At 38.3% G+C, this 12,230-nt stretch carries 10 protein-coding genes; 3 read left to right on the forward strand and 7 right to left on the reverse strand.

The annotated features are described in order from the left end of the window. The first annotated feature begins 4 nt into the window (after positions 1-4). Together pheS and pheT are read left to right on the forward strand one after the other, a co-directional pair. Positions 5-1,042, forward strand: coding sequence for a phenylalanine--tRNA ligase subunit alpha (gene pheS / locus RUH74_RS12955; protein ID WP_313800727.1), 1,038 nt, complete (start codon positions 5-7; stop codon positions 1,040-1,042). A 23-nt stretch (positions 1,043-1,065) separates the two neighbouring features. Then, complete coding sequence (pheT, locus tag RUH74_RS12960) at positions 1,066-3,480, forward strand: phenylalanine--tRNA ligase subunit beta (protein ID WP_313800728.1); 2,415 nt, start codon at positions 1,066-1,068, stop codon at positions 3,478-3,480. A 36-nt stretch (positions 3,481-3,516) separates the two neighbouring features. On the opposite strand, the gene RUH74_RS12965 is transcribed toward pheT, so the two are convergent. From RUH74_RS12965 to RUH74_RS12995, 7 genes are read right to left on the reverse strand one after another with little or no spacing between them, the layout of a single operon-like run. Further along, entirely contained in the window at positions 3,517-3,705 is a 189-nt protein-coding gene (locus RUH74_RS12965; protein ID WP_313800729.1) for a twin-arginine translocase TatA/TatE family subunit, read from the reverse strand. Positions 3,706-3,722: 17 nt separating this feature from the next. Further along, positions 3,723-4,631 (reverse strand): 4Fe-4S binding protein, encoded by a 909-nt coding sequence (locus tag RUH74_RS12970; protein WP_313800730.1) that lies wholly within the window; start codon positions 4,629-4,631, stop codon positions 3,723-3,725. 46 nt (positions 4,632-4,677) lie between these two features. Next, positions 4,678-5,526: a dimethyl sulfoxide reductase anchor subunit family protein gene (locus RUH74_RS12975; RefSeq protein WP_313800731.1), complete on the reverse strand. Its 849-nt coding sequence runs from the start codon at positions 5,524-5,526 to the stop codon at positions 4,678-4,680. 44 nt (positions 5,527-5,570) lie between these two features. Next, positions 5,571-6,104 (reverse strand): DMSO/selenate family reductase complex B subunit, encoded by a 534-nt coding sequence (locus tag RUH74_RS12980; RefSeq protein ID WP_313800732.1) that lies wholly within the window; start codon positions 6,102-6,104, stop codon positions 5,571-5,573. Positions 6,105-6,123: 19 nt separating this feature from the next. Next, positions 6,124-8,700: a molybdopterin-dependent oxidoreductase gene (locus tag RUH74_RS12985; RefSeq protein ID WP_313800733.1), complete on the reverse strand. Its 2,577-nt coding sequence runs from the start codon at positions 8,698-8,700 to the stop codon at positions 6,124-6,126. A gap of 14 nt (positions 8,701-8,714) precedes the next feature. Then, complete coding sequence (locus tag RUH74_RS12990; protein ID WP_313800734.1) at positions 8,715-9,413, reverse strand: TorD/DmsD family molecular chaperone; 699 nt, start codon at positions 9,411-9,413, stop codon at positions 8,715-8,717. A 20-nt stretch (positions 9,414-9,433) separates the two neighbouring features. Beyond that, on the reverse strand, positions 9,434-10,756 hold the full coding sequence (locus RUH74_RS12995; protein ID WP_313800735.1) for a radical SAM protein: 1,323 nt from the start codon (positions 10,754-10,756) through the stop codon (positions 9,434-9,436). Between the two features lie 225 nt (positions 10,757-10,981). Here RUH74_RS12995 and RUH74_RS13000 point away from each other — a divergent pair, with 225 nt between their 5' ends. Next, positions 10,982-12,205, forward strand: coding sequence for a PucR family transcriptional regulator (locus RUH74_RS13000; RefSeq protein WP_313800736.1), 1,224 nt, complete (start codon positions 10,982-10,984; stop codon positions 12,203-12,205). Positions 12,206-12,230 lie beyond the last annotated feature (25 nt).

Here is a 12,230-nt window from a genome sequence, read left to right on the forward strand (position 1 = left end):
TAAGATGCAAGAACGTTTAAAGGAATTGCAAACGGAAGCGCTGGAAAAAATTAACCAGGCATCAAATTTAAAAGAACTGAATGACATTCGTGTTTCCTATTTAGGGAAAAAAGGACCAATTACCGAAGTCCTTAAGGGCATGGGGAAATTATCTGCTGAAGAACGCCCAAAAATGGGGGCTCTCGCAAATGAAGTAAGGGATGCTATTGCAGCACGCATTGAAGAAAAGCAAAAGCATTTAGAGGAAGCAGCCGTACAAGAAAAATTAGCTGCAGAAAAAATTGATGTCACATTACCAGGCCGACCAGTGAAAACGGGGAACCATCATCCATTAACACGAATTATTGAAGAAATTGAAGATTTATTTATCGGTATGGGCTATACAGTAGCAGAAGGACCTGAAGTGGAAAAAGATTATTATAATTTTGAAGCATTGAATCTTCCGAAAGGTCACCCTGCTCGTGATATGCAGGATTCATTCTATATTACAGAAGAAATTCTCCTTCGTACTCACACATCACCTGTTCAAGCAAGAACAATGGAAAAGCATGAAGGAAAGGGCCCTGTGAAGATCATTTGTCCTGGAAAAGTGTACCGCCGCGATAATGATGATGCAACACACTCTCATCAATTCATGCAGATTGAAGGACTAGTGGTTGATGAAAATATCCGTATGACTGATTTAAAGGGGACACTTGAAGTGTTCGCGAAGAAAATGTTCGGAGAGGATCGAGAAATTCGTCTTCGTCCAAGCTTTTTCCCATTCACTGAGCCATCCGTTGAAATGGATATTTCTTGTAAAATTTGCTCTGGAAAAGGCTGCAGTGTCTGTAAAGGAACGGGCTGGATCGAAATTCTGGGTGCAGGCATGGTTCATCCGAATGTTCTGGAGATGGCCGGATTCGACTCGAAAAAATATACAGGCTTTGCATTCGGAATGGGACCAGAACGAATTGCCATGCTGAAATACGGGATAGATGATATTCGTCATTTCTATACAAATGATGTTCGTTTCTTAAAACAATTTTCAATACATGAATAAAACAAGGCAGAGGAGGATTTACTATGTACGTTTCATATAAATGGCTGCAGGAATACGTTGACTTATCCGGCGTCTCTCCTGAAGAATTAGCGGAGAAAATAACGAAGAGCGGAATTGAAGTTGAAGGTGTTGAGGTGCTAAATAAAGGAATCAGCGGCGTTGTCGTTGGTTATGTTCTTGAAAGAGAGCAGCATCCAAATGCTGATAAATTAAATAAATGCTTAGTTGATATTGGGGCAGAGGAACCCGTTCAAATTATTTGCGGAGCTGCAAATGTAGATAAGGGGCAGAAAGTAGCGGTTGCAACAGTTGGAGCGGTGCTTCCGGGCAATTTCAAAATAAAAAAAGCAAAGCTGCGCGGAGAAGAATCAAACGGGATGATTTGCTCGCTGCAGGAATTAGGCATTGAAAGCAAGCTCGTAGCAAAGGAATTTGCAGAGGGCATTTATAATTTCCCTCAAGATATTGAAGTAGGGTTAGATGCAATCGAGCAATTACATCGTGATGATCAAATATTAGAGCTTGGTTTAACACCGAACCGTGCAGATTGCTTAAGCATGCTTGGCGTTGCTTATGAGGTAGCTGCCATTTTGGGCAGAGAAGTGAAGCTTCCTGTTTCTCAGGTTGAAACGTCTGCAGAAAAGGCAGCTGATCATATTCAGGTGACTGTTGATGCGAAAGAGGATAACCCATTATATGTGGCAAAGGTGATTAAAAATGTAAAAATTGGTCCTTCTCCATTATGGATGCAGGCGAGATTAACAGCTGCCGGTATTCGCCCGCACAATAATGTCGTCGATATTACAAATTACATTCTTCTAGAATACGGACAGCCACTACATGCCTTTGACTATAATCGTCTTGGTTCAAAAGAAATTCTTGTACGCAGAGCGAAGGATGGCGAGGAAATTGTTACGCTTGATGATGTGAAGCGTAAATTAACTGCTGATCATTTAGTTATTACAAATGGTGAAAAGCCTGTTGCTCTTGCAGGTGTAATGGGGGGAGCCAATTCAGAGGTTCAAGCAGACACAACGACTGTTCTATTAGAATCTGCTTATTTCATTGGGGCGCCAATTAGAAAGGCATCAAAAGACCACGGTTTGAGAAGTGAAGCAAGTGCCCGCTATGAAAAAGGTGTTGATCCTAATCGTGTAAGAGCAGCTGCAGAAAGAGCAGCACAGCTTCTTGCAGAATATGCTGGCGGTGAAGTACTGGAAGGTTCCGTCGAAGCAGATTCATTAACAGTTGAGCCAGCAGTTGTTTCCGTTACTCTAGAGAAAATTAACCGTGTACTTGGAACAGATTTAACGATGAAGAATGTAGAGGATATTTTTGCTCGACTTCAATTTGAAACAACGACTGATAACGGAACGATTATTGTAACTGTGCCAACACGACGTGGGGATATTACGATTGAAGAGGATTTAATTGAAGAGGTTGGCAGATTATATGGTTATGATAATCTATTATCTACGCTCCCAATCGGTTCGGCAACACCAGGCCATCTATCACCATATCAAAATAAGCGGAGAATGGTTCGCCGCTATCTTGAAGGAGCTGGACTATACCAAGCTGTTACGTACTCTTTAACAAACGAGGCGAAAGCAGCACAATATGCGCTCGAAAATCGAGAGCCTGTAAAATTAGCCATGCCAATGAGTGAAGACCGCAGCATTCTTCGTCTAAGCATCATCCCGCAGCTGCTTGAAGTGTTAAAATACAATGCGGCACGTCAGCACGACAGCCTTGGAGTCTATGAAACGGGTGCGGTATTCTTAGGAAATGGTTCTGATGAATTGCCGGAAGAAAGAGAGCATCTTGCTGGTGCTGTCACTGGCTTATGGCAAACCCACCCATGGCAGGGAGAGAAAAAAACTGTTGACTTCTTTGTTGTCAAAGGAATTCTTGAAGGGTTATTTGATAAGCTTGGGATTGCGAGTGAAGTAGAATTCCGCCAATCTGAAAAGGATGGTCTGCATCCTGGAAGAACAGCAGAAATTTACTTGTCAGGCAAATCGGTTGGATTTGTCGGCCAAACACATCCAAAAGTGGAAAAAGAGTATGATTTAAAAGAATCATATGTGTTTGAATTATCGCTTAAGGCGATATTAGAAGCGGAGGTTTCACCATTGCATTATGTAACCATCCCGCGTTTCCCATCCATTACACGTGACATTGCTCTTGTAGTTGATAAGGAAAAAGCCGCAGGTGAATTAAATGCAATGATTAAAGAAGCAGGCGGTGCTTTACTGAAAGAAGTTCATGTGTTTGACTTGTATGAAGGGGACCGAATGGAGCCGGGCAAGAAGTCAATTGCCTTCTCATTGAAATATTTTGACCCTGAACGGACGTTAACAGATGAAGAAGTTGTAAAGGCACATGATAAAGTATTAAACGCAGTGAAAGAAAAGGCTGGAGCTGTGTTAAGAGGATAAGGACGAGGGGATGCTGCTTAGCATCCCCTTTTCATGTCAAGCCTCTTTAATTTCTTTTTTTTCATCTTCATCTTTGTCATCCATTAGCCCCTTTGTAGAGCTTTTAAATTCTTTTAATGATTGTCCCATAGCACGTCCAATTTCGGGGAGCTTTTTTGGGCCAAAAATAATGAGGGCAAGAACAAGAACAATAATTAAACCTGGTATACCGATATTTGATAGCATGATTCACACATCCTTATTTATTTTAGAAAGGTACCAAATGATTCTCTCTTTTTGCACATTACGCATTTGTCGTCATTTAAAGACAATGTTTGATAGTTGCCTTTACATGTTTTGCATTCTTTTGTATAAAGTGGGTGGGCAACCTCTACTGATGGCTGAATCTTTTCTTCAACTGTAATCGCTTTTTCGGGACAAATGTCTTGGCATAGCAAGCATCCTGTGCATTGTTGAGCGGATATTGTAAATTCTGTTTCAGTTATTTGCAAACAATTCCTTTTACAAAGCATTTGACAAGCTTTACAGGCAGTACATTTACTAATATTTAAGGAAATATGAGTAAATTGATAATTTGGATAAAAAATAGACAGATCTAATTCCTTTTGGTTAAAGCGCCATTTGGCAGGTGTCATATGCTTCATTGTTGATAGAGCTTCTTTTTTCCAAAGGGAAAATATTTCCCTGCGTGTGACCCTTTCCTCCGTTTCCATTTCTATACATTGGACTGAAAAAGGGGATTCGTTGATCTTCTCTAATATATCACATGCTTTAGCAACTGTTTCCTGCCACTCCTTGTTCCATGCTGTTTGTTCATATATGATTGTTTTTACTCCCTTTCTATAAATTCCAAGTAATTCTTTAATGGAGGGAGGATGTTTTTCTGTAACAACGAGCTTATTTTGACTAATCACTCTTCTTGGAAGAAAGCCTTCAACCGCTTGCACAGGACATGCAGCGATACAGCTGCCGCATTCTGTACATTTATCATTATCAATGATCGGTATGCCATCCACATTTGTAAGTGCCTTCTCCGAACAAGAATCTATACATCTGCTGCATGTTGAAAGTGGACTTTGAAAGCGGGAACAGGATTCTAAAATGCGAAATTCATAATCGAGACTTTCAATCCACCTATTCAATATTCCCATCAAAGCCACTTCCTTTTCAGATTAAGTAATTTTCTATTAAAAAAAGCTATGAACCAAGGACATAAAATACGTATCTGCTTAATCCTTCAGCAAATCCGATTACAAATAATGCCGTAAATGCCAATGTAACTGTCGTTCTCTTTACTGGCGATAAGGCCATATAGCCAAATAGGATTAACCCAATAAGTTCAATTCCCCATCTCAATGCAATCGTTCCCTGGTAAGCTTCGAGGGAAGATTGAGCAGATGCCGCTGCAATCATATTAACATCTGTTAATGCAGAAGGGAATAATGCTAATCCTATTAACTGGAGAGCGATCCCGAATAGAGCAATATAAAATGAAAGCCTAACCAGCTTTTGGGCTGCCTCATCCATGCTTTTTGCACGTAAGATAGGAACAGTCAGACTAGCAAATAAAACTGAGCCTAAAATAAAGGCTGTTCCATAAAATGAAGTGAAGGTGTTAATCGAATTCCACCCGCTGACTAAGGAATTGGAGTAAATTGCTGCCATACAGAAAATATCAATTAAGCCGATAATGGCAGTTCCAATTATTAGAAGTGGGTTTATCTTTTTCTGGATAATTGTCAGTGCAGTTGTGATACAAGCTGCTCCAATGAATGCCCCTGTAACGAGTATTTCACGACTCATCCAAGAAGAACCGACATTTCGGATAGTGTTCATTGCATTACTTGGTGTACCTAAATGTGCAAATGAAGCAATTAGGCCGACCAATGATAAAGCAGTGATCACCATAAGCGGTATTTTTAAAATAGCGAATAAAGTCTCTTCATCAGATTTCCCTAATCTCAGCTGAAACAGCCATAACGTAAAAATTCCGCCAATTGCTGTTTGAACACAGACTGTAAATATTAACAATGCCCACTCATGCATGGGATTCCCTCCTTTGATAATGAATTCTAACTAGATAAGTACATTTATGAATGGATCACTATATTTGGTTTCGTAATTGAAGCATTTGGCATTCCTTTGATTTCATTGACTGATCCGTATTTGGCCCTAAGTTCGTCTATCGGACCGAATTCAATTGCACGCATAATACAGGAGCTTACGCATACAGGATCTTCGCCTTTTTCACGTAAATCAATGCAGGTATCACATTTTGTCATTTTTCCAAGTTCTTTTGAATACTGTGGTGCACCATAAGGACAATTCCATTCACAGTACCGACATCCTACACATTTGTCATGATCGACTAAGACAACTCCATCTTCATCACGCTTGTACATTGCACCAGTTGGACAACCTTTCATACACCCGGGCTCATCGCAATGATTACACGATAGTGAAACATGATAAATTGCTGGTTTAGGATAGGTGCCTTCTTGAAAATCATATACTCTCCGAAAATTTCTTCCGACTTCTAAATCATTTTTATCTTTACATGCAATCGTACATGTCTTGCAGCCTACGCATTCAGCTACATTTATATAAAATCCCATTTGTGTCATTATTCAGACCTCCTTTGATTTAAAATTTTATAATCCTTTGCTCCCATTTAACATCTTCCTCAAGCTGCTTGCCTTCCCATTTTTCCAAATTAACATGAGCCGAATTAAAGCCAGAGGATCCTAGCCCTTTTGGAATATGTGGGACAAATAAATTGTCGGCACCGCCTCGGTCAATTCCAGTTTTTTCATCAATATCCACCCATGCCCCGTGTGGGAGCCCGACTACACCTGGCATAATTGTTTCAACGACAGCTGCAGGACGTAAGGATTTAGCATACTCATTGGATATTAGAACAGTTTCTCCATCTTTTATGCCAAGCTCATCAGCATCTTTCCTGCTAATGTAAACAGGGTTTGGCCAAGCTTCCCGTAATTGTGGTACATTATCTAACGTACTGTGAGAACGTCTTAAATAATGCGGATTTATCATCTGGTAAGGATATTTTCCTTTTTTCTTTGCTGTCCAATCTTTAAAGGTTGTTTCATATCCATGTATTTTTGGCTCATATTTTGGAATAGGTGCAATTTCGGAATATGCCTTTTTAGATAGTTCATTTATTGCCTTACAATAAATTTCAAATTTTCCGCTTTCACTTGAGACTGGGCTGTTCACAGGGTCATCAATAAAGTCTTTATACGCGATAAAGCCAAAATTATCCCCTGGCTTCCTCGGAACCTGGTATATCCCTGTGTCGACAAACTCTTGAAGGGGGATACGCCCTTTTTGCGGTGTTCCTTCAACTCCCCATTTTTTTATATCCTGGGCAGTAATCGTACATAATAGTTCATAGTCAATCCCGTTTTCCTTCATAACCATACTGCCAGCTAATTGATTAAAATATTGCTGTTTTGCCGAAATTGGAAAAACCTCTTTTGGATCCTTACCTAATTTTGTCAACAGTCCTTCAGCAATTTCTTGATCCGTTTTTGACTCATACAATGGTTCAATTATTTTTGACCAATTAATAAGAATTTCCCGGTTTCCGCCTTTTACTGCACCTGCTGTCTCCCATTGGGTAGCAACTGGCAGTACAATATCAGAGTACTTTGCATTTGTTGTTAAGGCATACGCATTGGTTACAACAAATTCAACTTTTCTGTGGGCTTTTATCCCTTTTGCAATATTACTTCGGGTTTGTAAATGATTTTCATAGTTATGATAAATAAATTGGATGTTAACATTTCTTTCTTTTTCATACCTTTGCAAGAATTTCCCTTCTAGAACTGCGTCCCACATTTCGTTTTCGTTAATTTGGTTGTCAATGGGATTCTCAATGGAAGGCAAGCCCTTCCCACCAGCAGTTAAAAGGAATGGTCCCATATTTCCGGCATATTCCCAGCAGCTGACACCAGTCATTTTTCCAGAGCCGCCCATCTGTCCCGTCATCATCCCCAGAGCTGAGAATGCTTGAACCCAGCCTTCCCCATTTGCAATCCGGGCAGGAGCCCAAGCTGTTAGTAAAGCCACTCTTTCTGTTCCGCCAATTTCACGGGCGAGTTCGCGGATTCTACTTGGCTCTACACCACAAATTTCAGATGCCCATTCAGGTGTCTTCGGCTGATGATCATAAGTTCCTAAAATATAGTCTTTTAAATTATCTTTTGGATCTGCCCCTTCAGGCATATGTGCTTCATCAAATCCAATTGTGTATTTGTCTAAGAAATCCCATTTAACTAACGGGTTTGTCGCAGGATCATCTTCATCAAGCAATGTATACATAATTCCGAAAGCTAATGCATCATCTGTTCCAGGTCTAATCGGGACCCAATCAGCATCAAATACATGTGCAGAGTCTGTATAAATCGGATCAATTGTGATGAAACGTGCCCCAGCTTTCTTTGCTTGTAAATAATTGTAGGTTACACTTCCCATCGTGCTCCAAGCTGGGTTAGCCCCCCAAAGAACGATTAATTGGGAATTTCTCAAATCGATACGATCATTGATTCCATTAACAATTAAACCTTCTCCGATCCCCATGTTTTCCCATATCCATCTCCAAGCCCCCCATGAAGAGCTGCCATAGCATGCACTAAAACCACCGATTGCGGACATTGCATTTCTAATATTTGCGTCACCTCCAGTTACCATGATTGACTCATTTCCATACTTTCCTATGATTCTCTTTGTTTCAGATGCGACGATATCAAGCGCCTCATCCCAAGAAAGCCGAACCCACTGATCTTTTCCGCGAAGCTCTTTTTTGCCTCCGCCAGGTTCCCAGTTCTTTCGTTTCATGGGATATTTTAAGCGGTCTGCATTAAATACCTGATGACGTTGAGATCTGCCCCTCAAACATCCGCGCTGTTGAGGGAAGTCTGGACTATCCTTGTGTGTATCATCCGTTTTTTGCCGAATAACTACTCCGTCTTTAATTAGCACTTTATTAAGACAGCGGCTCCCACAGTTATGCCAACATGCAGCTGTTTTCCAAACACCTTCGCTACCTGCTTCCTCCGTACCGATTATATTTTCGGCTTTAGCAACTAACCCGCGGCTGACTGGGATAGCTGTTGTCGCTGCAATGGCTGATGACCAGCCAATAAATGATCTTCTTGACATTTTAAACTCATTAATTTTAGCAATAATATCAAGCATTCTAATTCCCCCTCCTATATGGTTTTTATATTCTTAAGTTCGTTAAGAACTTTAGAATCTATTTGTAAATAATGATGCAGCACTTTTGCAAACCCAACGTAGAATGATGTGTTTGCTTCTTTTATAACTGAACGGCTGAATTTTGGTACGAATTTAAGCAGATGGTCATTAATAAACCTTTGTTGATCCTGTATTAAAGGTTTTAAGCCTTTTCCGTCATTTTGCTCCATTATTTTTAAACATCGTTCATTGAGATGATAAATGAAATCAAGCTCAAGACCTATATGATCATCCGCTTCAATATTGTAATCACTAACAATTATTCCGTATTTATCATAGTAACTCCGCACATTCATCGTCGTTCCTTGAAATAAAAGCCGGTCTTTACGCACATAAGATGACTCCCATGGGGGTGTAGGCAATTCAAAAGGGCCAACAAACATTCTTGTATAGTCCCAATGCAATTCTTCGTAATGCTTATCAATATTAACGACATCATGAATTGCCAGGTATGACTTTATCTCTTTTATTCCTTCCCGAATTCCTTCTGAATCTTCTTTGAAGGGAAATAGATTAATCATGTTTTTCTGAATAAATGGCTTTAAATATTCCTTTGACGGTTCTTCTACAAAAAATCTTCGTAAAATGTCGTAAGCATAATGCCGTGCGTAAAAAATATTATATAAATCTGATAACCTAAATTTTTCTTCCATTTCTATCCCTCCCAAAGCGATTAACCTACGTCTTCTAATTGAAATAAAGCTGCTGTAGTCCAATCAATGCTTACTTCTTTTGTTATTCTTTCATTGTTATTGAACTCGATGATGCAAGAAACGATTGCTATTTCAACGTTAACTTCTGATAATAGTTTGATAGCTTCAACAGGAAATTGAATAAAGTCATATTGTTGATTGATTTTATATGAAACCTTATTTTTTTTAAGTATTGCAATTGCCTTTTGCTTGTCTTTCCCAAAGACCTTAGCAGTTTTAAAAAAATAATCCCGATTAGAAAAGGAATACGTTTTATCCATCACTTGATCATGATTTTGCTGATAAATTTGACCTGTGAATTTATTTTCTAGAGAACAGTAATGAACACCTATCTTTAAATTTTTTTCAATGGCAAAAGCAGTAAGCTCTAGACAAAGTTCTTCACTCAATGCTATGGCTAGTCCTCCTGCATACCAGTAGTTGTAATACATTTCATATGGTGGATTTTTTAGTTTAAACCCACGATCGATAAAAGGCTTCGGTTCTTTTAGTGGAAAGCAAAATTCAAGTAAATTTATTCCGAAAATATCTAATTTATCTAGTTCAATGAGCAGCTCTTTCATTTCTTCAAGCGTTCCTGGAATGACTGGCATTTCGACTAAGACATTAGGAATATAGTTTTTTGCTAATTCAATTTTTTTCAAAATATGCCTTCGTTTCTGAGGTGAATCCTCCATCTTTATGCTAAAGCGAATTTCATTTAAGCCAGTATCCCTTAGTTGTTTTAGGATATTTTCATTTAAAAGGTCCCCAGCTGTATATAGTCTTGTATAGCTGTCAGGAGCTTTTTCTTTAGCAAATTGAAAAAATTGAATGGTTTCTTCTTTAAATAAAAGCGGTTCGCCTCCAGTTAAAGCAATGTGTTTTAGCCTATACCCCGCATCAATTAATTCTGCTAATTCATTTCGAGCATCTCTATTATTTTGTAAATAATGCATATAATTATCTTGATTTTCATTAAAACAAAAATAGCAATTGCGGTGACATTTCATTGAAACAAAAGTAGTGTAGCTGCCTGTTCCTGTTTGACAGGCTTCACAAGCACTTGAAATGCGATTGATATAGATGCTTTTATTGTCATTTCGGAAATGTGCATGCTTTTCTTTTAATTGTGTAAGTGTTTTATTTCTAGTTTTTTCGATTTTGGTTTGGTTAAGTGATAAACCAAACGCCTCAATATTTTTCAGTGTGTCTTCTTCTATATTCGTGAATAATTGAGCATAGTGTAAAAAGGCTTTATTTTTAATTACATAAATACTATCCTTCGTTACTCTTTTTAACATTTTATTCACTCCTTTTATGTGAGTTATTTCACAAAGTGACTTCTGCTTTTATTATAAAAAATCTATTCTTCCAAAGGTATATGACAGGTGTACAAAGATGCTTGTTATTTTTTGTACAGTTGAACAATGGATTTTTACGGTCTTGTGACATCCATTGTTCCTGTTTGTGGCTTCATATATGATGAAGGTAAGGGGTTCAGGAATAGGCAGAAAGGAACTGATGCTGTGAAAGATTCATTCTTTGTCCCAGATTATGTACATGATTTACTTGTAATAGCTGATAAAGGACTAAAGGGAATTGCTGAGGAGCTAGCGTGTCTTTTGTCACTTCCGGTAATTATAACGGATCCTTTATTTAACTATTTGGCTTCAGCACAACTCGAAAATAATATAGAAATTAATTATATAGACGATCGATATGAAGAAAAAGCCATTAATAAGCCTGCAGTTTTTAATTGTAAGTTAATATCTAATACAGGCACTGAATCAGGCATTTGTTCAGCAATAAAATTGGATGGCAGATTAAGGGGCTATTTATTTGTTTTGACTAAGGAGATGCCTAATGAGGTACTGACAAATTTTTATTCGATTATTACTTACGCATCTTCCTTATGTTCACTTGAAATGCGGAAGAAGTTGGAATTAAAACAGGAAAGACAGCAATTTAAAGAAGCGTTTATTTATGATTTGCTTTACGGAAACATGAAGCAAAGAGATGAAATTATATCGTATGGCAATATTTGGGGATGGGATTTCAGTCAAACACATATAGTGATTGTATTTTCATTAATAGATTTTGATTACTATTCAGAGGATCAGAAGCTAATCGACTCCATGTTTTACTTAATTGAAAAGATGCTTATAGAAAAGAATATGAAGCCAATTGCAATGAAGAAGCACGGGGAAATAATCGTTGTTTATCAGCTGATTGGTACAGAAATTGAACATAAACGTGATGTAATCGAAGAGTTTGTACAGTATGTAGTGAATCAGGCGGAGTCATTGGATAATAATAATCGAATTGCAACTGGGATAGGAAGAGAAAGTGCAAACCCGGAAGAGCTGTATAAGAGTTACCAAGAGGCAAAAGTTGCGTTTGAGCTTGGGGTGTTACTTAACATCCATACGCCATTTTTTAACGATATGGGGTTAGAACGTATTCTTTATAAACATGATTTGCAAGATTTAAAAGAGTTTTATGAACACACATTAGGCAGATTGGAGAAACACGATCAGCTCCATGGAGGAGAGCTAATGAATACTCTTGAATCCTATTCAGCCAATCAATTTGACTTAACCAAAACTGCTGATTCATTGTTTCTTCATCGAAATACATTAAGGTACCGTTTTAAAAAGGTTGAAGAAATCTTAGATACAAAGCTAGATGATATGAATGTCAAATTAAATATTACAGCTGCATTTAAAATTAAACAGCTCGGAAAACTTTAACTTCTAAATATAAAGTGCAGGTGCA

Source organism: Cytobacillus sp. (genome assembly GCF_032154635.1).
Lineage (GTDB): Bacteria > Bacillota > Bacilli > Bacillales > Cytobacillaceae > Cytobacillus.

Coding starts and splice junctions, on each gene's coding strand:
- pheS (WP_313800727.1), top strand. CDS start 5: ATGCAAGAACGTTTAAAGGAATTGCAAACGGAAGCGCTGGAAAAAATT.
- pheT (WP_313800728.1), top strand. CDS start 1,066: ATGTACGTTTCATATAAATGGCTGCAGGAATACGTTGACTTATCCGGC.
- RUH74_RS12965 (WP_313800729.1), bottom strand. CDS start 3,705: ATGCTATCAAATATCGGTATACCAGGTTTAATTATTGTTCTTGTTCTT.
- RUH74_RS12970 (WP_313800730.1), bottom strand. CDS start 4,631: ATGGGAATATTGAATAGGTGGATTGAAAGTCTCGATTATGAATTTCGC.
- RUH74_RS12975 (WP_313800731.1), bottom strand. CDS start 5,526: ATGCATGAGTGGGCATTGTTAATATTTACAGTCTGTGTTCAAACAGCA.
- RUH74_RS12980 (WP_313800732.1), bottom strand. CDS start 6,104: ATGACACAAATGGGATTTTATATAAATGTAGCTGAATGCGTAGGCTGC.
- RUH74_RS12985 (WP_313800733.1), bottom strand. CDS start 8,700: ATGCTTGATATTATTGCTAAAATTAATGAGTTTAAAATGTCAAGAAGA.
- RUH74_RS12990 (WP_313800734.1), bottom strand. CDS start 9,413: ATGGAAGAAAAATTTAGGTTATCAGATTTATATAATATTTTTTACGCA.
- RUH74_RS12995 (WP_313800735.1), bottom strand. CDS start 10,756: ATGTTAAAAAGAGTAACGAAGGATAGTATTTATGTAATTAAAAATAAA.